The sequence below is a fragment of the Bacillus sp. FSL M8-0071 genome, from assembly GCF_037975455.1.
In the GTDB taxonomy this organism is placed as follows: domain Bacteria; phylum Bacillota; class Bacilli; order Bacillales; family Bacillaceae; genus Bacillus; species Bacillus subtilis.
The window spans coordinates 3,817,709-3,842,401 of record NZ_CP150256.1 but is presented as its reverse complement, the minus strand read 5'-3'; the positions used below and the strand labels follow the sequence as shown (position 1 = coordinate 3,842,401).

Sequence of the window (24,693 nt, the reverse complement as noted above, 5' to 3'; positions counted from 1 at the left end):
TTGCATCATTGGGTCTTGCCTGCCTGCCCAGTCACAATCCCGCCATATGTGGTGATAACTGTAATAACGTTCATTTTATGCTGTTCATGGCTGTATAGCAATAGTATGAAAAGCCTGTGAGGCGGATGGGAAAAAGGTTGTGTACGATGTTCTTAGAATGTAAAAAACCTTTAAGACCTGGAATGCAAGTCTTAAAGGTTTTTGGTTACTTTTTCGGTTTGACGGCGTTCAGCCGTTTTTGCAGCTTTGTTTTTTCATTGGATGCTTTTAATTGATTCACTGCAGACTGAGCGGATGCCTTTGATTTCTTTGTTTTGTCTTTTTCCGCTTTCTTCACTTTTGCCTTGGCAGTTTCCACTTTTTTTGCTTCAGCCGCCGCCACCTTTTTCTTCACTTTGTCTAACCGTTTTTGCAATGCCGTTTTGTCCTTGCCTGCTTGAAGCTGATTGACGGCTGATTGTGCTTTTGCCGCATTTGCATCAGTTGATTTCTTTTCAGCCGCAGATACGGATTGCTGTGCCGTCTTCAAATTGGTGCTCTTCACTTTGTTAAGGCGTTTCTGCAGGGACGTTTTTTCTGAACTTGCAGGCAGCTTGCCAATTGCTGATTGTGCGTTGTCCACATCTGTTTTCTTTTTGCTTTTTTCCGCTTTCGCAACTTTGTCTTTCGCTTGCTTTGACGCGATGTAGCGTTTTACTTGGTCTAAGCGTTTTTGAAGGTTCTTTTTGTCTGTTCCGTTTGGCAGCTTGTTGATGGCAGTTTGTGCTGTATCAACGGTTTGCTGTGTTTTATATTTTTCTGCCTTTGCGACTTTGTCTTTCGCATCTTTTACATTTCTGTATGACTGTACTTTATCCAGTCTTTTTTGCAGGGCAGTTTTGGCGTCGGAGCCCGGCAGCTGGCTGATGAGTTCTCGCGCTTTGTTGATATCGGTTTGTGCTTTTGTTTGTTCCGCTTTTTTCACCGCTTGCTCTGCTGCCGCGTACGCTGAATCTGTTGCCTGTGCTTTATATTGGATTAAGCCGTAGCCAAATTGCTGATCGCGGCCTGCGGTACCAAGATCAACGATATTTCTCCGCATTTCCTCGCGAAGCTGGACGTTTGTCTCGGCAGGATCACGCTGTTTTAACAAGGCAAACATGGCAGCGGCGTGCGGTGTCGCTTGGGATGTTCCGCTTCCTGTTGCATAATACTGGTTTAAGTAAGTGCTTGTGATGTTTGTCCCCGGCGCTGAAAATTCAACTTCATCTCCAGTTGTTGAGAAGGAGGCAAGCTGATTCTTTTCGTTTGTTGCTGAAACAGCAACGACACTGCTGTATGCCGCCGGATAATTCACTGGCTTGCCGTTTCCGTCGTTACCGCTTGCGGCAACAAGCAGAACACCTTGTTCATATGCTTTGTTCACGGCCTCATGAAGGATTTTGCTGTCTGACGTCGTGCCAAGGCTCATATTGACGATGTCCATCCCGTTTGCGATCGACCAGTCAATTCCTTGGAGAAGACTTTGAAGATCCCCCGAGCCGTTCTGATCAAGCGCTTTAACCGCGTATATTTGTGCTTCCGGTGCGATGCCGTCAATTCCGTAGCCGTTATGCTTGGCTCCGATAATCCCTGCGACATGTGTTCCGTGGCCGTTATCATCTTTGTAAGAAGAGGTATAACTGACAGCTGAATACCCGCCGGCAATCGACAGGTCATCGTGGGGGGAGATCCCGCTGTCAATGACGGCAATTTTGATATTCTTTCCTGTCAGTCCTGCCTTCCAAGCCTGTTTCACCTGAATGGGCTCAAGGTTCCATTGCTCAAAGTTGTCAGAGGTGTCAGTGCCGTCTGACAGCACTTTGAAATCCGTGCTGTCTGCTGCGGTAAATGATACGTTGTTTTCTACATACAAAATATCAGGATCCTGCTTTAATTCTTTTACTGTCTCCTGGTCTGCTGTGACCGCTACCGCGGGAAGATGTTTATACTGCTGTTCAACATCAGCATCACTATCCAGGATGGTTTCCTTTCCGGCCTTGTTTTTATAAACCACAATAACCTCTTTCTCGCTGCTGTTTTGCGCATGAGCGAGAGGGCCTACGGCGAGAAAACTGAAAAACAGAGTGACTGATACAACAAGTTTGCAAGACATGTTTTTCATGATTCATCTCCTTTTTCTATGATGTTTGATATATATATCGGAGAAAAAAGAGAGATTAATAGTTAGGATTGTTTGGCAAAATGCAGATTTTTTCCGCAGGAAGAGGAAATTTTCCAAATGAATTTGTAAGCGTTTTCAAAATAAGATAAAGAAAACATTGCGGAGGTTGTTCACAAAGCAATGAGAAAAGGGGGCTTTTAAGATGAGCACATTCACTCGGGTGATGGAGGAAAAAATAATGCCTGTCGCCGGGAAAATTGCCGGGCAGCGGCATCTCAGCGCTTTGCGTGACGGAATTATCCTGACCATGCCGCTGATTATTATCGGGTCTGTCTTCTTGATTTTAACGAGCCTGCCGATTCCGGGGTATGCTGATTTCATGGCGAGTGTGTTTGGGAACGAGTGGGCCGATAAGCTCGGATATCCTGTTAACGCTTCGTTTGATATTATGGCGATGATTGCCGCTTTCGGGATCGCCTATCGGCTGGCAGAAAGCTATGGTGTCGATGCCCTTTCTGCCGGAGCGATTTCAATTGCCGCATTTCTGCTGGCAACGCCGTTTGAGGTGCCGTTTACACCGGATGGCTCAACGGAACCCATCATGGTAGGGGGCGGAATCCCGATCACGCTGCTTGGCAGCAAGGGCTTATTTGTCGCCATGCTGATCGCCTTGTTTTCAACCGAAATCTATCGGTACATTATTCAAAAAAATATCGTCTTCAAAATGCCAGACGGTGTGCCGCCTGCGGTAAGCAAATCGTTTGTCGCGCTGATTCCCGGCTTTATCATTGTGTTTCTCGTGTGGCTGGCGCGCCTTCTGATTGAAATGACACCTTTTCAGAGTCTGCACAATGTCGTAGGAGACCTGCTTGGCACACCGCTTTCCATCCTAGGCGGCAGTCTCGGCGGAAGCCTGATCGCTGAATTTGTGCAGATGCTGCTTTGGTCGTGCGGGATTCACGGGGCTTCCATCATTGGCGGAATCATGGCGCCGATTTGGTACGGCGCGATGGATGCCAACCGTCTTGCCTTCCAAGCGGGCGAGGCGCTGCCGAGTATTTTTACGACTCAGTTCTTTCAAATTTGGATCAATGTCGGCGGGAGCGGGGCGACGCTGGCGCTTGTCCTGACGATGCTTGTGCGCTCCCGGAGTAAACAAATGAAGCAGCTTGGACGATTAGGAATCGGCCCTGCGCTATTTAATATCAACGAGCCGATCATTTTCGGCATGCCGATTGTCATGAATCCGCTCCTTATTGTCCCATTTATCATCGCACCGCTCCTCACGATTACCGCGACTTATATCGGCATGAGCACCGGGCTGGTGGCAAGACCGGCCGGAATCGCGGTGCCGTGGACGATGCCGCCGCTCATATCAGGCTACCTGGCGACAGGCGGAAAGGTGTCGGGCGCCGTTATGCAGCTGGTAAATCTGCTGATCACCTGTGCTATCTACTATCCGTTTTTCAGAATATGGGACCATCAAAAATGGCGGGAAGAGAGTGCGGTTGAATCTGGGGATAAAAATGTGATGTGATAGATGATCAGCCTGTCATAGGCTGATCATCTTCTTTCAAATGAAAGGGAATGTTAGAATATGTAAAGGAGGTGCGCATGCTAGATTATATATGGTTCGATGACGAATCACCGATCTTACAACAAATACCTGTTGGATACTCATCTGCTGCTCTTATTTTTTCTCCTTTTATCCAAATGCCTGAAGGATGGGAGAAAGCAAAGAGAAAACATGATTACGAGCATATTTATCCAAACGATGATGAAATCAGAGAAAAAGGCAAGGCTGTTTCCTGGAAGAAGGTTATGTCTTCTTGCGGCTTTCAAACACATGCTGAGCTGGCGCTGGCTTTAATGACGTCGATAGGCGCTTTAAGGGACGAGTTCGCGAGAGAGGATTTGGCTGAGGTGTTACATGAAAACATAAATGGAGACCTCTATTATCCCAGTGAGGATCATATTTCAAATTTTCATATTCCGAGTTTGGTAAAGGTGTTAGGTGCGAACGGACCCAATCGGTTTTATTACGCAGAACCGATTGTGGAAAACAGTGGCGTTTTGGACATAACTGAGGCCAACTTGCGGACGGTTCTTGATGAAGCCGCAGCAGAGCTCGTTTTGACTGATGAGAAAATGGACTTTGTGTTTATGAGTGTATATGACTCATTCATTAATGTCTTCTTAGCAAAAGATAAAAACATCAATGACCTGGTTCAGCGTATGGGCTGGGAAGCCATGATTTGCGATGAGTCAACGTATATCAGTTGGTATAGATAAAAAAAGAACGTACATCACAAAATGTACGTTCTTTTTTTTATCGCTGAAAGAACTCAATCCACTCACCGTCAGGGCCTTCGATATAGAAATAACGGTATCCGTTTGGAAGTGTTGTGATCTCCTCGTCGATAAATTTTGCGTTCATTTTTTCCGCTTTTGTATATTCAGCCGCGATGTCATCAGTCAGCAGGGCAATGTGGTGCACTTTTCCTTCAGCGGGAAGCTCGCTGCTGTAGCCTTGAATCAGTTCAATTTCTGTTTCCGGGCCGTCTTCAAAGCCAAGAAATGCAAGCTCGATTACACCGTTCGTGTGTGTGATGCGATCCTTCAATTTCATGCCGAGTACCTCTTCATAAAATGTGATGGACGCGTTAATATCTCTTACCATGATGCCTGTATGGTCAATTCGTTTTGCCATGCTGCTCCTCCTCGAAACTCTTTTTGTCTATCGTAGAAAAACCTTTCCTTTCTGTCAATGCAGACATCTTGGCGTTTTGTGGTACGATAAGAGAAAGCAAACAGAAAGAGGACGACATATATGAAGCTACTCACCCTAAAGAAAGCACACGCTGCCAAAATCAAAAAAGGCTATCCCCTTATCGAAAAAGAAGCTCTCGCAGGGAGTGCGGGGCACATGAAAGAAGGAGACCTCGTTGATATCGTGTCTGAGAGCGGCGAGTTTCTCGCGCGGGGCTATTATGGCCTGCAAAACAAAGGGGTCGGCTGGACGCTTACCCGCAATAAACATGAACAGGTTGACCAGGCATTTTTTCTCACCAAATTAACAAAAGCGGCCCAAGCGCGCGCCAAACTATTTGAGGCTCAAGATACAACAGCTTTCCGCCTGTTCAACGGTGAGGGCGACGGTGTCGGCGGCGTCACCATCGACTATTATGACGGCTACCTGCTGATTCAATGGTACAGCAAGGGGGTTTACACCTTTAAAGACATGCTGATTTCCGCATTGGATGAGATGGATCTTGATTATAAAGCGATTTACGAGAAGAAACGCTTCGACACGGCTGGACAATACGTTGAAGATGATGACTTCGTGAAAGGGAGAAGGGGCGAGTTCCCGATCATCATCCAAGAGAATGGCATTCAATACGCGGTGGATCTGAATGAAGGCGCCATGACGGGCATCTTTTTGGATCAGAGACATGTGCGCAAGGCGATCAGAGACCGCTATGCAAAAGGGAAAAACGTTTTAAATACATTTTCTTATACGGGTGCATTCTCCGTGGCGGCGGCGCTTGGCGGAGCGGAGAAAACAACAAGCGTCGACGTGGCAAACCGAAGTCTGGCCAAAACGATCGAGCAATTCAGCGTGAACAAGCTGGATTACGAAGCGCACGACATTAAAGTGATGGACGTGTTTAACTATTTTTCATATGCTGCAAAAAAGGATTTGCGCTTTGATCTGATTATTCTCGATCCGCCTTCCTTTGCGCGCACAAAAAAACGCACCTTCAGCGCGGTCAAGGATTATAAAAACCTGCTGAAGGAAACGATCGCCATCACTGCTGACAAGGGTGTCATTGTTGCCTCTACAAACAGCAGCGCCTTTGGCATGAAGAAATTCAAAGGCTTTATCGATGCCGCATTTAAAGAAACAAACGAACGCTACACCATCATTGAGGAATTTACGCTGCCGGAGGATTTCAAAACGATTTCGGCATTTCCGGAAGGCAACTACCTGAAAGTGGTCCTTCTGCAGAAAAAATAATGAAAAAGCTGCCCTGTTCAGGGGCAGCTTTTTTTATGTAGAAATGATCTGCTGGACGCGGCCAATGCGGCCATCTTCAAGACGGACTTTAATGCCATGCGGATGAAAGTTTGATTTCGTCAAAATATCCTTCACTGTCCCTCTCGTCAGTTTTCCTGTTTTTTGATCTGCTTTCAATACAATATCAACCTGCAACCCTTTCGAAATGCTGTTTCGCTCTTGCCCGTTCATAACGCACATCCTTTCTTTTGTTCATTATAGTCATTATGGTTTAAAAGTAACAGCCGGCTGATGAAGTGTATGTTTGTTTTTTTCAGCCTTCATTAAATATAATGTCAGGCCAAAGCCTGCTATGCTCAGAATGCCAAAAAGCAAGTAGACTGCGAAAATCGACACGTAGTCAAAAATGTACCCGCTTGCAAATGTGCAGAACCAGTTGCCGAACCCGTTGCCAATGGCGGCGTACATGGTCAGCGCCGTCGCTTCAACGTGTCTTGGGGTAATCTTTTTCACATATTGAAGCGACGCCGGGATAAATAAACCGATGGCCACTCCCTGAAGAAAGACCGTCGCATATATGATCCATAGTGAAGGCGCCGTGAAATAGAGCGCCCACCTGAATAATGAGACTCCGCCTGACAGCATAATGACGTTGAGCAGCCCCATTTTATCTATAAATGTTTGGGCAAACCGCATAAATGGTATTTCTGAAATCACGCCGATGAAAAATAAAATGCCGATAGCGGAGAGAGATGCGCCGCTTTTGTCCAGAAAAAGACTGAAATACGTATTGTTCGCTAAGTTTGGAGCAAATGTCGTAAAAGTGATGATCATAAAGATGAGGAAGGTTTTGTTGCTGATAAGCTCCCGGAATCCTTTGCGGATATTGACCTTTGTTTTTGTTTTCTGCTGGCCGGGCATTTGTGAAGCCAATATGGCAGCAATGCATAGAAAGGCACAGCCAAAGATAAAGATCACGTGAATGGGGTACAGCTGGTTCGTCACCTGTCCCATGGCAAACACCGCGACACCGAAGCCGAGAGAACCAAACAGGCGGATTCCGCCATAATTGCCGTTTGTTTCTTGTGTGTACCTTAGTGAAATGCTGTCCGAAAGTGGAATAATCGTGCTTTGAAAGGCTGCAAAACAGGCCGCAATCAAAATAAACAGAGGGAAACTGTCAAATGCAATATAGGCTAATCCAATGATGCCTGTGATTGATGTGCAAACCGCCAGCAGGCCTTTCGTTTTTTGCGTATAGTCGCTGAGCATGCCCCAAAACGGCTGAAAGAAAATCATCACAATCGGGCCCAGCGACATGATCAAGCCGACCTGTGATCCGCTTAAATGCTGTTCCTTCGTTAAATACATACTGAGTAAGGGAATCATGCTGCCCGTACCGAGAAAAGCAAACAAATAAAATCCTTTTAACGCGGCATAATGCCGTCTCACCTGCAAGTTGTGCATCAAGGTGCCTCCTTTGGTATCCACAAATTACATTATATTGTAATTTGCGAGCTTTTCAATAAGGGGAAGCACATAAAAAAACTGCCCTCGAGAGGACAGTTTTTTACATAAATGAAAGTAAAAACGGCGCCGCGCAAAGCGTCATAATCGCAGCTAAGATCATCGATACGCTTGAAATCGTGCCGGACACAGAGCTGAGCTCAAATGCCTTTGACGTTCCCGCTCCGTGTGCGCTTGTGCCGAGCAGCACGCCCCGCGCGATTTCGTTATCAATACGGAAATAGCGGATGACCATCGGGCCGATCACTGTGCCGAGCAAAGCGGTTAAAATCACAAACACGGCTGTGACGGCAGGCATTCCGCCGATCATTTCAGATACGTTCATCGCGATCGGCGTTGTCACTGATCTCGGGACGAGGCTGTCAATTAAGCCGGTGCCGAGGTGAAGCCATTTCGCAATAAGAGCGGTAGAAATAATCGCGATGCATGAACCGACGGCCACATTCAAAATAATTTCCACTGCGTATTTCTTTAAAACAGGGAAATATTTATATAGCGGGATCGCGAATGCCACGGTGGCCGGCTGTAGCATATCGGTCAGCAATCCGCCGCCGAGATTATAGGACTCGTACGGAACATTCACCAGCAGCAGCAGACCGACTAACACAGCGGGCGTCACCAATAGCGGCGACGTATAAACACGCGGAAAGCGTTGATATACCTTTTTTGCTCCTAAATACACCAAAACCGTTAAAAACAAACTTACAATTCCGATGAACACGTATGCTTTTTCTCCTTTCTCTTTGCAATGAGTTGTGTAAGCGTTCCTGTAGACACCATCACGACAAACGTGCTGATGATGACAACAAGCAGAATGCTGACACCAAATTTCGACATAATGTCTCCGTATTCAATCACTCCGACGGCAGACGGGATAAAAAATAAAAGCAGCTCCCCGAGAAGCCACGCTGCACCAAGCTCTATCCATTCAAGCTTGATAATGTTAAAGTGCAATAATGTGAAAAGAATCACAATCCCTATTATACTGCCGGGAATATTTATATGAAGAAGGGCTGTCACCCAATTAATCAGCCGAGCAAATATAAATAACAGAGCGATTTGAATAACGGTTAGCAACAGTTTTTTCATATTGATGCCTCCCTTATATACTTATTGTACATAAGGTCTCGCTATAGGTAAAATATATATTAAGAATAAGAAGTATTCCTTTTGTCTATAGAAAGGGTGAAGCACATGGATATCCGCCATTTAACATATTTCTTGGAAGTCGCCCGTTTAAAAAGTTTTACGAAGGCTTCCCAATCCCTTTATGTTTCTCAGCCGACGATATCAAAAATGATCAAAAATTTAGAAGAAGAGCTAGGAATTGAACTGTTTTACCGAAACGGCAGGCAGGTGGAACTGACTGATGCCGGTCATAGCATGTATGTGCAGGCGCAGGAAATCATTAAATCATTTCAAAACCTGACGTCAGAATTAAATGATATTATGGAAGTCAAGAAAGGGCACGTACGGATTGGACTGCCGCCGATGATCGGATCGGGGTTTTTCCCGAGAGTGCTCGGCGATTTCCGTGAAAACTATCCGAATGTCACCTTTCAGCTAGTCGAAGACGGTTCTATAAAAGTCCAAGAAGGTGTCGGGGACGGCTCTCTTGATATCGGCGTTGTGGTCCTTCCCGCAAACGAAGATATCTTTCATTCGTTTACAATCGTAAAAGAAACCTTAATGCTTGTCGTTCACCCTTCCCACCGGCTGGCTGATGAGAAAGAATGTCAGCTGCGTGAGTTGAAGGACGAGCCTTTTATTTTCTTCAGAGAGGATTTTGTCCTGCACAACCGAATTATGACGGAATGTATCAAGGCTGGGTTCCGGCCCCATATCATTTATGAAACATCACAATGGGATTTTATTAGTGAGATGGTATCCGCCAACCTTGGGATCGGGCTTTTGCCGGAACGGATCTGCCGCGGCCTTGACCCGGAAAAAGTGAAAGTCATTCCGCTTGTCGATCCGGTCATCCCTTGGCACCTCGCCATTATTTGGAGAAAGGACAGGTACTTGTCGTTTGCCGCCAGAGCTTGGCTCGAACATACGAAATCGTATTTATGGGACCCGAAAAAAGATAGTAAAGGATGATGCAAATATGGATGCACAATCAGCAGCAAAATGTCTTACGGCTGTCCGCCGGCATAGCCCACTGGTGCATAGCATAACCAACAATGTCGTAACGAATTTCACAGCAAACGGCCTGCTCGCGCTCGGCGCATCGCCCGTTATGGCGTACGCAAAAGAAGAGGTCGCCGATATGGCGAAAATTGCGGGTGCACTCGTTTTAAATATCGGAACACTGAGCAAGGAGTCAGTCGAAGCGATGATCATCGCGGGAAAATCAGCTAATGAACATGGCGTTCCCGTCATTCTTGATCCTGTCGGTGCCGGAGCAACACCGTTCCGCACTGAATCGGCACGTGACATCATTCGTGAGGTGCGCCTTGCTGCAATCAGAGGAAATGCGGCGGAAATTGCCCATACCGTCGGCGTGACCGATTGGCTGATCAAAGGTGTTGATGCGGGTGAAGGCGGAGGCGACATCATCCGGCTGGCTCAGCAGGCGGCACAAAAGCTAAACACGGTCATTGCGATAACTGGTGAAGTTGATGTCATAGCCGACACGTCACATGTATACACCCTTCATAACGGCCACAAGCTGCTGACAAAAGTGACAGGCGCCGGTTGCCTGCTGACTTCAGTCGTCGGTGCGTTTTGCGCTGTGGAAGAAAATCCATTGTTTGCTGCTATTGCGGCCATTTCCTCGTATGGGGTCGCCGCTCAGCTTGCCGCACAGCAGACGGCTGACAAAGGCCCTGGAAGCTTTCAGATTGAATTGCTGAACAAGCTTTCAACTGTTACTGAACAAGACGTCCAAGAATGGGCGGCTATAGAAAGGGTGACTGTCTCATGACTCGTATTTCTCGGGAAATGATGAAAGAGTTATTATCTGTATACTTCATTATGGGGTCAAACAATACGAAAGCCGATCCTGTTACAGTTGTACAAAAAGCGTTAAAAGGCGGTGCCACCCTGTACCAGTTCCGTGAAAAAGGCGGGGATGCGCTGACAGGAGAGGCTCGGATTAAATTTGCTGAAAAAGCGCAGGCAGCTTGCCGTGAAGCTGGTATTCCGTTCATTGTCAATGATGATGTGGAAATGGCTCTGAAGCTGAAAGCTGATGGTATCCACATCGGCCAGGAAGACGCAAATGCGAAAGAGGTAAGAGCTGCCATAGGTGATATGATTCTCGGCGTTTCTGCCCATACGATGTCTGAGGTGAAGCAAGCTGAAGAAGACGGAGCCGATTATGTCGGGCTTGGGCCGATCTATCCGACTGAAACGAAAAAGGATACGAGAGCGGTACAGGGTGTATCACTTATCGAAGCAGTGCGCCGCCAAGGCATCAGCATTCCAATTGTCGGCATCGGCGGCATCACAATAGAAAATGCCGCACCTGTTATCCAAGCGGGGGCCGATGGCGTCAGTATGATCAGCGCCATCAGTCAGGCGGAAGATCCTGAGAGTGCTGCACGCAAGTTTCGTGAGGAAATTCAAACATATAAAACAAAAAGATAATCGTTCATCTTCCTTCAAAAGGCTGTTCTGTAAAAGGACAGCTTTTTTGCTTTCCATCAAGGTTTTCAGACCTTCAAATTTTAATTGACAAAGGACAGGAACTGGCTATGATTATGTTATACAATGATAATCATTTTCAATTATAGGAGGAACATGATGGCTCGGGGGCTGGCACTTATTCTATTCAGCTTGTTGATGGTTTTCGGTTCTGCGGCACATGCGGAAGATGATCCGATCGCCGCATTAATTCAATTAAACAAGCAAATGATCAAATCCGTAAAAGACGGGGATATGGATTCGGCACAACAAACGTTTGAAACCTTCAAAGCGAAGTGGAAAAAAGAAGAACCTTCTATTAAGAAAGAAAACCTTTCTTCTCACAGTGAAATGGACGCGAATATCGCGATGATTTCTCTTTCTTTTATCAATCAAGACGCAGGCAAGCTCAAAACACAGCTTGAAGAGCTTGCGTCTCATTTAGAAACCTATCAGCAGGCTGTCGTGCTGAAAAAGACATCCTCAGGTCAATCAAGGGCGTCCTTAACAGCCTATATACAAAGCTTGAAAGACACAAAACAGTTCATAGAAAAAAAGCAATTGGATGAAGCGTCATCCGCAATCGACAATTTAGTTACATCCTGGCTCGCTGTTGAGGGGGACGTCGTTTCCCAATCGAAAGAAGCCTATACGACATCGGAGGAAAATCTGGCGCTGATGAAGGCGGAGATCGGCAGCCATCCTGAAAAGGTATCAAAGCAAATTGACGAAATGATTCAATTGCTCGAGCCGATCGCTTCAAGCAGCTACAGCTGGTGGGATGCGGCGCTGATCCCGATTCGTGAAGGAATGGAGGCCCTCCTTGTCATCGGAGCGCTATTAACCATGACAAAAAAAGCGCGGGTTACGCGTTCCTCGACATGGATCTGGGGCGGGGCGTCCGCCGGCATGGCTGTTTCCTTAGCAGCCGGCATCGGTGTCACGGTTCTGTTCTCCTCCAGTGTATTCGGAGAAAACAATTTCTTGCTTGGCGGCGTTACCGGCGTACTGTCTGCTGTCATGCTTTTGTATGTCGGGGTGTGGCTGCACAGAAACGCCTCAATGGATAAATGGAGAGAAAAAATCAATATCCAGAAGTCACAGGCACTAAAAAAACGAAGCCTGCTTTCCTTTGCGCTCATTGCATTTCTGGCAGTTGTAAGAGAAGGTCTCGAAACGGTCATCTTTTTCATCGGGCTTGTCGGGAAGCTCCCGCTCACTGAACTGATCGGCGGAACTGCCGCAGGGCTTATCGTTCTCGTCATCGTCGGTGTTCTGATGATCAAGCTCGGAATGCGCATTCCATTGAAGCCGTTTTTTCTTCTATCAATGGCGGTTGTCCTGTATATGTGCGTGAAATTTCTCGGAACCGGCGTTCACAGCCTTCAACTGGCGGGCATTCTTCCGTCTGATGCAGAAAGCTGGCTGCCGTCTGTATCGGTGCTAGGAATTTATCCGTCTGTGTACAGCACGATTCCGCAAATGTTGATTTTCCTCTTTTTACTGATTGCGCTTGTTTCAGAAGCGGCAAAACATTTTACAAACGGAAAGGAACTGACAAAATGAATTTCACAAAAATCGCTGTATCAGCCGGATGCATCCTTGCGCTGTGCGCAGGCTGCGGAGCCAATGACACATCTTCAACCAAAGAAAAAGCTTCATCTGAAAAAAGCGGGGTCACTAAAGAAATCACCGCATCCGTAAATAAAATGGAAACCATCATTTCTAAGCTGAATGACTCAGCGGAAAAAGGAGACCAAAAAGAGATTGAAAAGAAGGGGAAAGAGTTAAACAGCTACTGGCTTTCCTTTGAAAACGATATTCGCAGCGACTATCCATTCGAATATACAGAAATCGAAAAGCATCTTCAGCCAATCTACACAGAAGCGCAAAAAGACAAACCGGATGCAGCAAAAATCAAGACAGAATCCGAGTCATTGAAAGCATCCTTAGAAGACCTGACAGAAGCGAAGAAGAGTGGCAAAAAGGCTAGCGATCAGCTGGCAAAAGCAGCGGATGAGTATAAAGGCTATGTCAAAGAGCAGAGTGACCAGCTTGTCAAAGCGACTGAAGCATTTACGAGTGCTGTGAAATCCGGCGATATCGAAAAGTCCAAAACGTTATATGCGAAAGCGCGTGTTTACTACGAGCGAATCGAACCGATCGCTGAAAGCCTCGGAGATCTTGATCCGAAAATTGACGCACGAGAAAACGATGTTGAAGAAGGAGACAAATGGACAGGCTTCCACAAGCTTGAGAAGGCCATTTGGAAGGATCAAGATATTTCCGGGGAAAAGGCAACAGCTGACCAGCTTCTCAAAGATGTAAAAGAGCTTGACGGTTCAATTCAATCACTGAAATTAACCCCTGAACAAATTGTTGCAGGCGCGATGGAGCTTCTGAACGAAGCCGGAATTTCGAAAATCACGGGAGAAGAAGAGCGCTACTCACGGATTGATTTAGTTGACCTTATGGCAAATGTGGAAGGCTCCGAAGCCGTTTATCAAACAGTGAAAAGCGCGCTTGTAAAAGATCACTCCGACTTGACGGAAAAACTGGATACGGAGTTCAGCGAATTTGAAGTTTTAATGGCAAAATACAAAACAAGTGATCAGTCCTATACGTCTTATGATAAATTAAGTGAAAAGCAAATCAGAGAGCTGAGCACAAAGCTGACGACTCTTTCTGAAACCATGTCGAAGATTGCGAATGTGCTATAAAAGGAGTTTTGTAACATCATGAGCGATGAACAAAAAAAGCCAGAACAAATTCACAGACGGGACATTTTAAAATGGGGAGCGATGGCGGGGGCAGCCGTTGCGATCGGTGCCAGCGGTCTCGGCGGTCTCGCTCCGCTTGTTCAGACTGCGGCTAAGCCATCGAAAAAGGATGAAAAAGAGGAGGAGCAGATTGTTCCGTTTTACGGAAAGCATCAGGCCGGAATCACAACTGCCCATCAGACGTATGTCTATTTTGCTGCCCTGGATGTAACAGCAAAAGACAAAAGCGACATCATTACGTTATTTAGAAACTGGACAAGTCTCACACAGATGCTGACATCTGGCAAGAAAATGTCAGCGGAGCAGAGAAATCAATATCTGCCGCCGCAGGATACAGGTGAGTCTGCTGATTTATCCCCTTCCAACTTAACGGTCACATTCGGATTTGGGCCTAGCTTTTTTGAAAAAGATGGAAAGGACCGCTTCGGGCTGAAAAGCAAAAAGCCGAAGCACCTAGCCGCTCTTCCAGCGATGCCCAATGACAACCTGGATGAAAAGCAGGGAGGCGGGGACATCTGCATTCAAGTATGTGCAGACGACGAGCAAGTGGCGTTTCACGCGCTGCGTAACCTGCTAAATCAAGCGGTCGGCACTTGTGAGGTCCGCTTTGTGAACAAAGGCTTTTTAAGCGGAGGAAAAAATGGCGAAACACCGCGCAATCTCTTCGGGTTTAAAGATGGAACAGGCAACCAGAGCACGGAGGATGACAGCTTGATGAACTCGATCGTGTGGGTTCAGTCCGGTGAGCCTGACTGGATGACGGGCGGCACCTATATGGCTTTCCGGAAAATCAAAATGTTCCTTGAGATATGGGACCGCTCTTCCCTCAAGGACCAAGAGGATACCTTCGGCCGCAGAAAAAGCTCAGGGGCGCCTTTCGGACAGAAAAAGGAAACAGATCCCGTGAAGCTGAATCAAATTCCGTCTAATTCACACGTCAGTCTAGCGAAATCTACGGGAAAACAAATTTTGCGAAGAGCTTTCTCTTACACAGAAGGACTTGATCCGAAAACCGGCTATATGGATGCAGGTCTCCTGTTTATCAGTTTTCAAAAAAATCCCGACAATCAGTTTATCCCGATGCTGAAGGCTCTTTCAGCAAAGGATGCGTTAAACGAATATACACAAACAATCGGTTCTGCTTTATATGCATGCCCAGGCGGCTGCAAAAAAGGAGAATATATTGCCCAGCGTTTGCTGGAATCATAAAAGAAGCCTTTACAGGCTTCTTTCAGCGTGTCGACAAACCCTCGCATTCGTTGTCAAGCCTGTGCGTTGGTGCTCACGAATTAGAGCATTCGCTCCGCTCCAATGCTCGGCTTTCCTAGACTTCAAGGGTTTTCAATCACGCTGAAAGGATGACAAAATCCTAAAACTTTTTAGGATTTTGTCAACAATCTGAAAGAAGCCTTATCGGCTTCTTTTTTAAAAAAACAGTTGTAACTTTAATTGTTACAGTTTAAAATCAATTTATACGAAAGGAGATTATCATGACAGTACACATTAAAGTTTATTCAGATTACGTCTGCCCATTTTGTTTCGTTGGAAAAGCCGCTTTTGAAGAAGCGATAAAAGGAAAGGATGTTGATGTCGAGTGGATGCCGTTTGAACTGCGCCCAAGCCCATCTCCTCAGCTTGATCCGGTCAATGATCCTTCCAAACAGTACATGTGGCAGACATCAATTCAGCCAATGGCGGAGAAATTAGGAGTCGAGATCAATTTTCCAAACGTCTCGCCCCATCCGTATACAGACCTCGCGTTTGAAGGCTTCCATTTTGCGAAGAAATACAATAAAGGACATGAATACAACACCCGTGTCTTTCAGGCGTTTTTCCAGGAGGGCCAAAATATCGGCGACATTGACATCTTGACGAAGCTCGCCGAGGAAGTGGGATTAGACGGTGCAGCATTCAAATCAGCACTGGAAACAAGAACATATCAGGACGTGCAGCGCCAAGCCTTGAAGCACGCTTATGAAGAGGCTGACATCACAGCCGTTCCAACCTTTATTATTGGCGACACTGTAATTCCAGGTGCTGCCGGCAAGGATGTATTTGAAAAAGCGATTTCTGAAGAACAGAAGAAAAGACAAGGAAAAAGCTCTCGATAAAGAGAGCTTTTTTTATTCCTGTTCCATATGGACGCCAGTATGCGCCTTCACCTGTATTTCCGCAAACGTATCTTCATCAATTGTTTTATCAGACGACAGCACCGTTCCGAGCCACGCGCCGAGAAAGCCGAGCGGGATAGAAATAATCCCTGGATTAGACAGCGGAATGAGCGGATCACCGGTAAAAATAGCACCTCCGGCCGGGTCCCACACACTAGGGCTCATCGACACCAGCACAAGCGCGCTGATCAGGCCTGTCAGGCTGCCCCATAAAGCGCCTGAGGCATTGAATCGTTTCCAGAAGACTGTAAACACAATCAGCGGAAGGTTTGCGCTGGCGGCTACCGCAAACGCGAGTGCAACAAGGAACGCCACATTTAAGGATTGTGCAAAAATCGCAAGGAGAATCGAGAGCACTGACACGGCGACAGAAGCCCATCTGGCCGCTTTCATCTGTTCTTTTTCAGTTGCTTCTCCCTTTCTGATGATCTGGCTGTAAATATCATGGGCAAATGCTGAGGCGGCAGACAGCACCAACCCTGTCACGACAGCCAAAATGGTGGCAAAGGCGATGGCTGATACAAACGCGAACAGAAAGTCTCCTCCGAGTGCTTTTGCTAAAAGCGGAGCCGCCATATTTCCCGCTTGATCAGCCGCTGTAATCGCGTCAAAACCGACAAATGCCGCGGCACCAAAGCCGAGAAATACCGTCATAATGTAAAACACACCGATAATCCATGTCGCTGACACAACGGATGTACGGGCCGTCTTGGCATCCTTAACGGTATAAAACCGGATCAATATATGCGGAAGCCCGGCGGTTCCCAGCACGAGTGCCAAGTTTAACGACAAGGTCTCAAGCGGCACCTTATATTTATTTCCGGGGTTCAAAAAATCAGCGCCAAGCGGAGTAGCCGTTTTCATCTGTTCAAACATGGTATTGAGGCTAAAGCCGAATTTCGAAAACACGATAATCGAAATCACGAGTGTGCCGGCCATCAGCAAAACGGCTTTAATAATTTGAACCCAGCTTGTCGCGATCATGCCGCCAAACACGACATAAATGGTCATCAGCACTCCGACGATGAGGACAGCCGCGGTATAATCCAGCCCTAGAAGCAGTTTGATCAGCGCGCCCGCCCCCACGAGCTGGGCGATCATATAAAAAGTAGAGATGGCAATGGTATTGAGAGCCGCGACACCGCGGATTTTCTTTTCTTTAAAGCGAGCGGCAATCATGTCTGCTATCGTGTACTTTCCAAGATTCCGAAGCGGCTCCGCCACGATGTACAAGACAACGAGATAAGCCACCAGAAAACCGATGCTGTAAAAGAAGCCATCAAATCCATATAACGCAATCATTCCGGCAATCCCGAGAAACGAGGCGGCAGACATGTAGTCACCGGCAATTGCCAGTCCATTCTGAACGCCGGTGAGCCCGCCGCCCGCCGTATAAAACTCACTCGTCGTTTTCGTCCGCTTCGCGGCAAAATACGTGATAATAAGCGTCAGGCCAACAATTGCCAAAAACAATAAAAAAGCAGTCATATTCATGTCTGTTCACCCTTCAGATCCTCTTTTAAAGCGCTTACATACCGATCGAAATGAGCGGCTCTCCGGGAACACACAGTACTCAGTATCCAGGTCATAGCGAATTGGGCGATGGCGAACAGCCAAGCCCATGAAACAGCTCCAATGGCCGGTGCATTCAAAAAGGTGAAATAAGATGTCAAAACAGGGAGTGAAAAATAAAAGACAAAAAAGAAAATCGCAGAAGGAACAATAAAAGCGCGTTTCTGCTTTAAAAAAGCTTGAAAAGACGGCGTTGCAGCAATCTGTTTATAATCAGCTTTGTACATGGCTTTCCTCCTTTTATTCGCTAAACGTAAGCAAAAAGGTACACCAATAGGTATGTACTGAAAGTCCGATTTATGCGTTGAACAATATCTGGAGGATGAAAAAAGAAGGAGGTCGTGAAGAGGTGAACACAGTGGTCTAAAGACAGGCGAAGGTTTTCAAGCTCGGCCGTGTATAAACGAGTTTGCTTTCAAAACCTCACCGAATGCAGCTTGTTCTCAGCAAAGCTGCTGTTTACCAGAGCACGGTTATCATGTTCGCATCACCTCTTTATGACAATGCATGTGCCAAGAGGTGATCGCATCACCGGCTGTCTGTCGTAGTTAGCTGACACACCGTTTGTCCTCAAGCTCAGCGCAGCGATTTGCTTTTGAATAGAGGATATGGTGAAAACTCAGATCAGGTGATAGAAAAGCCAGAGGTAAATAGATCCGCCTGTTCGGACTAGTCTTGCCGGACGGTTTTTTTGTGGTTTTTCTTTCTCGATGCTGTCTCAGATTCTAAAAACTGCCTCACATCATGAATGCCTAATCCAATGGATCTAGCTTCTTGAATTAACATATGCCAACCTTTGTCCAAATCTTTTTTAACATGAGTTTTCATAGTAACCTCCAATTGTATAAAATGTTTTCCTGCAACATGCGGGCAATAAAAGACAAGCCAGCGCGATGATGAGGCGAGTACAACAAATTTCACACATAGTTGCTCGGTGTTCACAAACTGAAGGAAAAACCACCTACCTATTCCCTAAAAAAATGACTAATATAACCAATGGACCTTATTTATAATAATAAACAATTAAATACTGACTGGATAGTATGTAAATGAAAATAAATCATTTAGCCTATTAAAAATGACCCCTGGGAAACCGAATAGCATAACCGTTCAAAGAAATAAATACCGCTAAAGATTGATCCGGTGTAAGATAAGGGTAATCATTACCGCCAGGAGAAAAATATGAAAAAAAACAAATTTCAAATTAAAAGAGAAGCAACATTTGAAAGTTTTATAGACGCTGGCGTGAATTTGTTGATTGACCGAGCGTATGATCCGGTTTCTGTAGAAGATATCAGCAGAGCCGCCGGGTACAGCAAAGGAGCATTTTATGTTCATTTTGTCAGCAAGGACGATTTTCTGCTGTACCTTCTCGAAAAACGTCAGATGAAAAAAAAGATCATTATAGGGTATCTTGATCAAATGGAGCGGGAGTCAGTGAAATCGCTGACATTGGACGAGGCTGCAAAACACGCTGCAGAACTGCTTTATTCCTATTACATAAATAAGCCGTCGTGGGACATCACCTCGTTTGCCATGAACATGCCGACATATAAAGTCTTAAAGAAATGCAAGGCCTATGTCCGGCTGTACGAATTGTGGGTGGAAGAAAATGTGTTATATATTAAGTGGCTGAAGGAGAGAAAGCTGATTGACGCCTGTATTGATCCTGAATATACGGCTAAAATAATATGTGCAGTCCTCGACGGAATCATCAAACAATCATATGTATTGGGCCAGCCAGCCACCTTCCGCAGCTTTTTAGACGCACTCTCGGTATTTTTTACTTTAGACAGAGAGCACGAGACGCCAAGAATTTTGAAAAGTTTTTCGGAAAGCGAGGAACATCAGTGAAGTATAGAGAAATAATTATGTATATCATTATGGGGGTTTTCACAACCATTGTGAATATCGCCAGCTTTTATATATTGGTAGAGATCATGAATGTGGATTACAAAGCCGCCACTGTTGCCGCTTGGATTTTGTCCGTGCTGTTTGCTTACATAACAAATAAATTATATGTGTTTCAGCAAAAAACACATGATCTGCAGAGCCTGCTGAAAGAGCTCACTGCTTTTTTCAGCGTTCGGGTCCTGTCTCTCGGCATAGATTTAGGCATGATGATCATTCTTGTCGGCCAGTTCAATACAAATGAAACCTTGGCCAAAATACTCGACAACGCGGTCATTGTTGTCGTCAACTATGTTGCGAGCAAATGGCTCGTCTTTAAAAAAACAAAAGAAGAAGGGGTATGAGAGGACTGCAGCATATGATCTGCCGTTTTCTATGAAGAAATAAGGGGAATAAAAAATAAAAACCAGAAAGGTGATTGCACATGCGGGAAGAGCTAAAGGGGATATTTGCAAGTGTATTCGGAGAAAAAGAGGGGTTACGGTTTTTTTTCGCACCTGGAAGAGTGAATCTGATTGGAGAACATACAGACTATAACGGCGGGCATGTATTTCCGTGCGCGCTGACAATGGGTACATATGCTGCTGTTGCAGAAAGAAACGACGGGCTTGTCCGGATGTATTCAGATAACTTTAGAAACGCAGGCATCAAGGAATGCAGCCTTGACGACATTCGCTATCAAAAAGAAGACGACTGGGCGAACTACCCAAAAGGCGTGATTTATGAATTTCAACAGAGGGGATATGCAGTTCCCCATGGCTTTGACATTGTATTTTCAGGGAATATTCCAAACGGGGCGGGGCTGTCGTCTTCCGCTTCTATTGAACTGCTGATGGGGGTCGTGCTCCGAAGCTATTTTCATCCTGAAGTAGATGCGCTTGAGCTTGTGAAAATGGCGCAGCATGCGGAAAACCATTTTATCGGCGTCAATTGCGGAATTATGGACCAATTTGCAATTGGAATGGGGAAAAAACATCATGCGATGCTGCTGAACTGCGACACGCTTGACTATGAATATAGCAAACTCAATGTCTCAGGCCTCGCGCTGGTCATCGCGAACACGAACAAAAAAAGGACATTGGCTGACTCAAGCTATAATACGAGACGCCAAGAATGCAATGATGCATTGCTTGATTTGAAAAAAGGCCTCGATATTGCCGCACTGGGCGACATCAAGCCTTCTGATTTCGATGCGCATTCCAGCCTGATCCAAAATGAAACGAACAGACGCCGGGCAAAGCACGCTGTATACGAAAATCATCGTGCTATTAAGACGGCCCATATGTTCAAAGAGAACAATATAGATGAAATCGGGCAGTTAATGAAGGAATCCCACCTTTCATTGAAGGATGACTATGAAGTAACATGCCCTGAACTTGATGAGCTTGTGTTTGCGGCATGGGATCACGAAGGTGTAATTGGATCAAGAATGACGGGAGCAGGCTTTGGCGGATGCACCATCAGCATTGTAAAAGATGAGTTCGTTGATGATTTTATTCAGAAGGTTGGAGACAGATATCAAGCAAAAACAGGGCTCCGAGCGGATTTTTATGTCGCGGATATCGGAGAGGGAGCGAGAGAACTAAAGGGGGAGTGACATATGAGTATTTTTGAACATCTGGAACAGTTGCTAGAGTATGGCCTGGAACGAAAATTGATTTCGATCTGGGATCGGGAATATACGAGAAACCGTCTTTATGAAGCGCTGGGCATCACACATCCCGAGCCGAACTCCAGCACCAGCATCAAGCAGTCACAAAGCCTGCCGGACTTGCTAGCTCCCATCTATAAATGGGCTGCCGAAACCGGCCGAATGGAAGCGGATACAGATACGTACCGTGACCTGCTCAGCGCAAAGCTGATGGGCTGTTTTGTACCTGCCCCGTCAGAGGTCATTCGCAAATTTGAAGAGACAAAAGCATTATACGGCCCAAAACAGGCGACAAAGGAATTCTATCAATATTCAGAGGATGTCTATTATATACGGACTGACAGAATCGCCAAAAATGTTCATTGGACGGTGCCGACCGAATATGGCGAGCTGGAAATGACCATTAACCTATCAAAGCCTGAAAAGGACCCGAAAGCGATTGCGGCTGCAAGAGAGCAGGAACAGACAAATTATCCGATGTGTTTGCTGTGTAAAGAAAATGTCGGCTTCGAGGGAAGCGTGAATCATCCAGCCCGGCAAAATCACAGAATCATTCCGGTCATCCTTGAGGACGAACAATGGTTCCTGCAATTCTCGCCATATGTCTATTATCCGGAGCACTGCATTGTCTTAAAAGGTGAACATGAACCGATGGAGATCAGCAAAAAAACATTTGAAAGGCTGCTGTCATTTCTTGGCCAATATCCGCATTATTTTATCGGTTCAAACGCGGATCTGCCGATTGTCGGCGGCAGCATCCTAAGCCATGATCATTTCCAAGGCGGCGCGCATGATTTTCCAATGGCACGTGCAGAAGCGGAAGACGTTTATGAATTAAATGATTATCCCGGCGTGTCGCTGGGCTTAGTGAAGTGGCCGATGTCTGTGCTCAGGCTCCAAGGAGACGAACCGGGTCATGTCGCCGAAGCTGCTGACCATATCTTCCGCACGTGGCAGACGTATTCCGATGAAAAAGCCGGCATTGCCGCCTATACAGGCGATACGCCCCATAATACGGTCACACCGATTGCGCGGCGCAGGGGAGAATTGTACGAACTCGATATCGTACTGAGGAACAACCGGACGGATGAGGAGCATCCATTAGGAATATTTCATCCTCATCAAGAAGTCCACCATATTAAAAAAGAAAATATCGGCCTGATTGAGGTCATGGGATTGGCGATATTGCCGGGCCGCTTACAGAAGGAAATGAAAGAAACGGCAGCGGCGCTATGTTCTGCTGATCCGAAAACAGCCTTAGAACAAAATCCGCTCACGGCAAAGCATAGTGAATGGGCTCTTCGGATGATGGAAAAAAGAACCATAACAAAAGAGAATGCAGATCTAGTCATAAAAGAAGAGCTGGGACATGTATTCGCTCGCATTCTTGAACACGCCGGTGTGTTTAAACAGACAACAGAAGGAAAACAGGCCTTCAGAAGGTTTATCGACCAGTTGGGCGTCAAACCAGTCAAAAGCCTCAACCGCTAGGGTTGAGGCTTTTTCGATTTTTATGACAAAACAAACACCCAAAGCGCTGACGCTTCGGGTGCTGCTGCTTTTATCCTCTTTTTCTGGTTAACAGGCTTACTAGAAAGACAACAATGGCTGCGCCGATTACCGCTGGAATAATGGCAAATCCGGCTAGGTGCGGCCCCCATGTTCCAAGCAGCCCGTGTCCGATCCAGGCGCCAATAAGACCTGCGATCATAGACCCGATAATTCCTCCGGGCATATCTCCTTTTACAAACAGGCTTCCAAGCCATCCGATAATAATAGCGACGATAAGTGAAATAAGAAAACTCATCATGCAACACATCCTATTTTTTATTTATTTGCTTATATCATTCCTCTTTTTTGTATAAGATAAACAACTGGATGCTCTCATAAAAAAATACGGACAATTCAGAGCATATTGGCTCTTCATTGCGCCTTTTCTTTCAATATTTGATGCGTTAAAATGGTAACCGTGTGAAAAGATGCTAGACAAGGAAAAAATAATTCCTATCTAGAAAGTTTAACAAAATGAAATTTTTGATTGACCTAAGTTTTTTATTGTGGTAAACCTTAATTTGTCAGAATTAGTTCTTCATCATCTTTCTTTACTTTATATGCGGAAATAACTAGAAACTTTTCATCTTAAGCGATAGATGTGAATAAAGTTGGAGCAATTTTTGTCGATTTTATGACATTTAAGCGAAAATGGGATGAAGTTTATAAAAAAATAAAGCTAATAAGTGAAGTTTTTGATAGCATAACAAAGTAGAGAAAAGATTTTGAGGAAGTATGCACTTCAGATTTATTACATCAATAGGAAGGATGGTGATCTTCTTGTTCAGAGCATTAAAACCGTTGCTTGTATTAGCGCTGTTAACTGTGGTTTTCGTCCTTGAGGGATGCAGCAATGCTTCAGTACTAGATCCGAAAGGACCTGTAGCTGAACAGCAAAGTGATTTAATCCTGTTATCTATCGGATTTATGCTGTTTATCGTCGGGGTCGTCTTTGTTCTATTTACCATTATTTTAGTAAAATACCGCGACCGTAAAGGCAAAGATAATGGATCTTATAACCCAGAAATTCACGGTAACACGTTTTTAGAAGTAGTCTGGACAGTGATCCCAATTTTAATCGTCATTGCACTTTCTGTGCCAACAGTACAGACGATATATTCGTTAGAAAAAGCTCCTGAAGCAACAAAAGATAAAGAGCCTCTTGTTGTTTATGCTACTTCGGTAGACTGGAAATGGGTATTCAGCTACCCTGAACAGGATATTGAAACGGTCAACTACTTAAACATTCCTGTCGACCGCCCGATCTTGTTCAAAATCTCATCTGCAGATTCAATGGCTTCGCTATGGATTCCTCAGCTTGGAGGGCAAAAATATGCGATGGCAGGAATGCTGATGGATCAATACTTACAGGCTGACAAAGTGGGTACTTACGAAGGCCGCAACGCGAACTTCACAGGTGAACATTTTGCAGACCAAGAGTTTGATGTGAATGCAGTCACAGAAAAAGACTTTAACAGCTGGGTGAAAAAGACTCAGAACGAGGCTCCTAAGCTGACAAAAGAGAAGTATGATGAATTGATGCTTCCTGAAAATGTGGACGAATTAACGTTCTCTTCTACTCACTTGAAATACGTTGATCACGGACAAGACGCTGAGTACGCGATGGAGGCGCGCAAACGCCTTGGCTATCAAGCCGTTTCACCGCACTCTAAAACAGATCCGTTTGAAAACGTAAAGAAAAACGAATTTAAGAAGTCTGATGATACAGAAGAATGATATTG

At 45.6% G+C, this 24,693-nt stretch carries 25 protein-coding genes; 15 read left to right on the top strand and 10 right to left on the bottom strand.

Annotation, left to right across the window (positions count from 1 at the left end; genetic code table 11):
* Positions 1-205: 205 nt before the first annotated feature.
* Positions 206-2,143, bottom strand: a complete 1,938-nt coding sequence (epr, locus tag MKX71_RS19825) for a minor protease Epr (protein ID WP_339231535.1) — start codon at positions 2,141-2,143, stop codon at positions 206-208.
* 202 nt (positions 2,144-2,345) lie between these two features.
* Here epr and celB point away from each other — a divergent pair, with 202 nt between their 5' ends.
* Positions 2,346-3,680 carry a PTS cellobiose transporter subunit IIC gene (gene celB / locus MKX71_RS19820; protein ID WP_072175350.1) on the top strand — a complete coding sequence of 445 codons (1,335 nt, stop codon included), beginning with the start codon at positions 2,346-2,348 and terminating at the stop codon, positions 3,678-3,680.
* Positions 3,681-3,757: 77 nt separating this feature from the next.
* A complete protein-coding gene (locus MKX71_RS19815; RefSeq protein ID WP_339231533.1) occupies positions 3,758-4,435 on the top strand; it encodes a DUF2711 domain-containing protein in 678 nt (225 codons plus the stop codon).
* 37 nt (positions 4,436-4,472) lie between these two features.
* Here MKX71_RS19815 and glxA read toward each other — a convergent pair whose 3' ends face one another.
* The gene (gene glxA, locus MKX71_RS19810; protein WP_003243380.1) at positions 4,473-4,853 is read right to left on the bottom strand and encodes a glyoxalase GlxA; all 381 of its coding nucleotides are present in this window, start codon (positions 4,851-4,853) and stop codon (positions 4,473-4,475) included.
* A 120-nt stretch (positions 4,854-4,973) separates the two neighbouring features.
* Between glxA and MKX71_RS19805 the strand changes: the two genes are divergently transcribed.
* Complete coding sequence (locus MKX71_RS19805; protein ID WP_339231532.1) at positions 4,974-6,161, top strand: class I SAM-dependent rRNA methyltransferase; 1,188 nt, start codon at positions 4,974-4,976, stop codon at positions 6,159-6,161.
* Positions 6,162-6,194: 33 nt separating this feature from the next.
* Here the strand turns inward: MKX71_RS19805 and MKX71_RS19800 are convergent, their stop codons facing one another.
* The 4 genes from MKX71_RS19800 to MKX71_RS19785 form a co-directional block, all read right to left on the bottom strand.
* A complete protein-coding gene (locus MKX71_RS19800; protein WP_003227367.1) occupies positions 6,195-6,392 on the bottom strand; it encodes a YwbE family protein in 198 nt (65 codons plus the stop codon).
* A gap of 33 nt (positions 6,393-6,425) precedes the next feature.
* Positions 6,426-7,628, bottom strand: a complete 1,203-nt coding sequence (locus MKX71_RS19795; protein ID WP_339231530.1) for a major facilitator superfamily domain-containing protein 6 — start codon at positions 7,626-7,628, stop codon at positions 6,426-6,428.
* Positions 7,629-7,731: 103 nt separating this feature from the next.
* Positions 7,732-8,409: a CidB/LrgB family autolysis modulator gene (locus MKX71_RS19790; protein ID WP_003227371.1), complete on the bottom strand. Its 678-nt coding sequence runs from the start codon at positions 8,407-8,409 to the stop codon at positions 7,732-7,734.
* On the bottom strand, positions 8,391-8,777 hold the full coding sequence (locus MKX71_RS19785; protein ID WP_003227375.1) for a CidA/LrgA family holin-like protein: 387 nt from the start codon (positions 8,775-8,777) through the stop codon (positions 8,391-8,393). Before MKX71_RS19785 ends, MKX71_RS19790 begins: the two co-directional genes overlap by 19 nt.
* A 105-nt stretch (positions 8,778-8,882) precedes the next feature.
* Between MKX71_RS19785 and MKX71_RS19780 the strand changes: the two genes are divergently transcribed.
* The 7 genes from MKX71_RS19780 (at position 8,883) to MKX71_RS19750 (ending at position 16,206) form a co-directional block, all read left to right on the top strand.
* The gene (locus tag MKX71_RS19780; protein WP_003227377.1) at positions 8,883-9,788 is read left to right on the top strand and encodes a LysR family transcriptional regulator; all 906 of its coding nucleotides are present in this window, start codon (positions 8,883-8,885) and stop codon (positions 9,786-9,788) included.
* Between the two features lie 7 nt (positions 9,789-9,795).
* Positions 9,796-10,614 carry a hydroxyethylthiazole kinase gene (thiM, locus tag MKX71_RS19775; protein WP_015250932.1) on the top strand — a complete coding sequence of 273 codons (819 nt, stop codon included), beginning with the start codon at positions 9,796-9,798 and terminating at the stop codon, positions 10,612-10,614.
* Positions 10,611-11,279, top strand: coding sequence for a thiamine phosphate synthase (gene thiE, locus MKX71_RS19770; RefSeq protein WP_029318655.1), 669 nt, complete (start codon positions 10,611-10,613; stop codon positions 11,277-11,279). Before thiM ends, thiE begins: the two co-directional genes overlap by 4 nt.
* Before the next feature lie 156 nt (positions 11,280-11,435).
* Positions 11,436-12,881, top strand: a complete 1,446-nt coding sequence (gene efeU / locus MKX71_RS19765; RefSeq protein ID WP_029318656.1) for a ferrous ion permease EfeU — start codon at positions 11,436-11,438, stop codon at positions 12,879-12,881.
* Entirely contained in the window at positions 12,878-14,035 is a 1,158-nt protein-coding gene (gene efeM / locus MKX71_RS19760) for an iron uptake system lipoprotein EfeM (protein WP_032722722.1), read from the top strand. The genes efeU and efeM overlap by 4 nt, the downstream gene beginning before the upstream one ends.
* 18 nt (positions 14,036-14,053) lie before the next feature.
* A complete protein-coding gene (gene efeB, locus MKX71_RS19755; protein ID WP_029318658.1) occupies positions 14,054-15,304 on the top strand; it encodes an iron uptake transporter deferrochelatase/peroxidase subunit in 1,251 nt (416 codons plus the stop codon).
* A gap of 281 nt (positions 15,305-15,585) precedes the next feature.
* Positions 15,586-16,206, top strand: coding sequence for a DsbA family protein (locus tag MKX71_RS19750; RefSeq protein WP_029318659.1), 621 nt, complete (start codon positions 15,586-15,588; stop codon positions 16,204-16,206).
* A 12-nt stretch (positions 16,207-16,218) separates the two neighbouring features.
* On the opposite strand, the gene MKX71_RS19745 is transcribed toward MKX71_RS19750, so the two are convergent.
* The 3 genes from MKX71_RS19745 to slrA form a co-directional block, all read right to left on the bottom strand.
* Positions 16,219-17,760 carry a cation acetate symporter gene (locus tag MKX71_RS19745; protein WP_339231529.1) on the bottom strand — a complete coding sequence of 514 codons (1,542 nt, stop codon included), beginning with the start codon at positions 17,758-17,760 and terminating at the stop codon, positions 16,219-16,221.
* Positions 17,757-18,065 (bottom strand): DUF485 domain-containing protein, encoded by a 309-nt coding sequence (locus MKX71_RS19740; protein WP_339231527.1) that lies wholly within the window; start codon positions 18,063-18,065, stop codon positions 17,757-17,759. Before MKX71_RS19740 ends, MKX71_RS19745 begins: the two co-directional genes overlap by 4 nt.
* 442 nt (positions 18,066-18,507) lie before the next feature.
* Positions 18,508-18,666, bottom strand: coding sequence for a transcriptional regulator SlrA (gene slrA, locus MKX71_RS19735; protein ID WP_003243648.1), 159 nt, complete (start codon positions 18,664-18,666; stop codon positions 18,508-18,510).
* Positions 18,667-19,020: 354 nt separating this feature from the next.
* Here slrA and slrC point away from each other — a divergent pair, with 354 nt between their 5' ends.
* The 4 genes from slrC (at position 19,021) to galT (ending at position 22,891) form a co-directional block, all read left to right on the top strand.
* The gene (gene slrC, locus MKX71_RS19730) at positions 19,021-19,692 is read left to right on the top strand and encodes a transcriptional regulator SlrC (protein ID WP_014478350.1); all 672 of its coding nucleotides are present in this window, start codon (positions 19,021-19,023) and stop codon (positions 19,690-19,692) included.
* Positions 19,693-19,709: 17 nt separating this feature from the next.
* Positions 19,710-20,093 (top strand): GtrA family protein, encoded by a 384-nt coding sequence (locus MKX71_RS19725; protein ID WP_003227398.1) that lies wholly within the window; start codon positions 19,710-19,712, stop codon positions 20,091-20,093.
* Between the two features lie 80 nt (positions 20,094-20,173).
* Positions 20,174-21,346, top strand: a complete 1,173-nt coding sequence (locus MKX71_RS19720; protein ID WP_029318660.1) for a galactokinase — start codon at positions 20,174-20,176, stop codon at positions 21,344-21,346.
* A gap of 3 nt (positions 21,347-21,349) precedes the next feature.
* A complete protein-coding gene (gene galT, locus MKX71_RS19715; RefSeq protein ID WP_339231526.1) occupies positions 21,350-22,891 on the top strand; it encodes a UDP-glucose--hexose-1-phosphate uridylyltransferase in 1,542 nt (513 codons plus the stop codon).
* Between the two features lie 70 nt (positions 22,892-22,961).
* On the opposite strand, the gene MKX71_RS19710 is transcribed toward galT, so the two are convergent.
* Positions 22,962-23,207: a GlsB/YeaQ/YmgE family stress response membrane protein gene (locus MKX71_RS19710; RefSeq protein WP_009968363.1), complete on the bottom strand. Its 246-nt coding sequence runs from the start codon at positions 23,205-23,207 to the stop codon at positions 22,962-22,964.
* Positions 23,208-23,722: 515 nt separating this feature from the next.
* Here MKX71_RS19710 and qoxA point away from each other — a divergent pair.
* Positions 23,723-24,688, top strand: coding sequence for a cytochrome aa3 quinol oxidase subunit II (qoxA, locus tag MKX71_RS19705; protein ID WP_339232057.1), 966 nt, complete (start codon positions 23,723-23,725; stop codon positions 24,686-24,688).
* Positions 24,689-24,693: the final 5 nt, after the last annotated feature.

What these genes read in the sequence shown, in the direction of transcription:
- glxA (WP_003243380.1), bottom strand. Translation starts at nt 4,853, where the DNA reads ATGGCAAAACGAATTGACCATACAGGCATCATGGTAAGAGATATTAAC.
- thiM (WP_015250932.1), top strand. Translation starts at nt 9,796, where the DNA reads ATGGATGCACAATCAGCAGCAAAATGTCTTACGGCTGTCCGCCGGCAT.
- galT (WP_339231526.1), top strand. Translation starts at nt 21,350, where the DNA reads ATGAGTATTTTTGAACATCTGGAACAGTTGCTAGAGTATGGCCTGGAA.
- MKX71_RS19795 (WP_339231530.1), bottom strand. Translation starts at nt 7,628, where the DNA reads ATGCACAACTTGCAGGTGAGACGGCATTATGCCGCGTTAAAAGGATTT.
- efeU (WP_029318656.1), top strand. Translation starts at nt 11,436, where the DNA reads ATGGCTCGGGGGCTGGCACTTATTCTATTCAGCTTGTTGATGGTTTTC.
- slrC (WP_014478350.1), top strand. Translation starts at nt 19,021, where the DNA reads ATGAAAAAAAACAAATTTCAAATTAAAAGAGAAGCAACATTTGAAAGT.
- MKX71_RS19780 (WP_003227377.1), top strand. Translation starts at nt 8,883, where the DNA reads ATGGATATCCGCCATTTAACATATTTCTTGGAAGTCGCCCGTTTAAAA.
- efeM (WP_032722722.1), top strand. Translation starts at nt 12,878, where the DNA reads ATGAATTTCACAAAAATCGCTGTATCAGCCGGATGCATCCTTGCGCTG.
- MKX71_RS19785 (WP_003227375.1), bottom strand. Translation starts at nt 8,777, where the DNA reads ATGAAAAAACTGTTGCTAACCGTTATTCAAATCGCTCTGTTATTTATA.
- MKX71_RS19800 (WP_003227367.1), bottom strand. Translation starts at nt 6,392, where the DNA reads ATGAACGGGCAAGAGCGAAACAGCATTTCGAAAGGGTTGCAGGTTGAT.
- MKX71_RS19720 (WP_029318660.1), top strand. Translation starts at nt 20,174, where the DNA reads ATGCGGGAAGAGCTAAAGGGGATATTTGCAAGTGTATTCGGAGAAAAA.
- MKX71_RS19815 (WP_339231533.1), top strand. Translation starts at nt 3,758, where the DNA reads ATGCTAGATTATATATGGTTCGATGACGAATCACCGATCTTACAACAA.
- MKX71_RS19805 (WP_339231532.1), top strand. Translation starts at nt 4,974, where the DNA reads ATGAAGCTACTCACCCTAAAGAAAGCACACGCTGCCAAAATCAAAAAA.
- slrA (WP_003243648.1), bottom strand. Translation starts at nt 18,666, where the DNA reads ATGAAAACTCATGTTAAAAAAGATTTGGACAAAGGTTGGCATATGTTA.
- MKX71_RS19745 (WP_339231529.1), bottom strand. Translation starts at nt 17,760, where the DNA reads ATGAATATGACTGCTTTTTTATTGTTTTTGGCAATTGTTGGCCTGACG.
- efeB (WP_029318658.1), top strand. Translation starts at nt 14,054, where the DNA reads ATGAGCGATGAACAAAAAAAGCCAGAACAAATTCACAGACGGGACATT.
- thiE (WP_029318655.1), top strand. Translation starts at nt 10,611, where the DNA reads ATGACTCGTATTTCTCGGGAAATGATGAAAGAGTTATTATCTGTATAC.
- epr (WP_339231535.1), bottom strand. Translation starts at nt 2,143, where the DNA reads ATGAAAAACATGTCTTGCAAACTTGTTGTATCAGTCACTCTGTTTTTC.
- MKX71_RS19750 (WP_029318659.1), top strand. Translation starts at nt 15,586, where the DNA reads ATGACAGTACACATTAAAGTTTATTCAGATTACGTCTGCCCATTTTGT.
- MKX71_RS19740 (WP_339231527.1), bottom strand. Translation starts at nt 18,065, where the DNA reads ATGTACAAAGCTGATTATAAACAGATTGCTGCAACGCCGTCTTTTCAA.
- MKX71_RS19725 (WP_003227398.1), top strand. Translation starts at nt 19,710, where the DNA reads ATGTATATCATTATGGGGGTTTTCACAACCATTGTGAATATCGCCAGC.
- celB (WP_072175350.1), top strand. Translation starts at nt 2,346, where the DNA reads ATGAGCACATTCACTCGGGTGATGGAGGAAAAAATAATGCCTGTCGCC.
- MKX71_RS19710 (WP_009968363.1), bottom strand. Translation starts at nt 23,207, where the DNA reads ATGAGTTTTCTTATTTCACTTATCGTCGCTATTATTATCGGATGGCTT.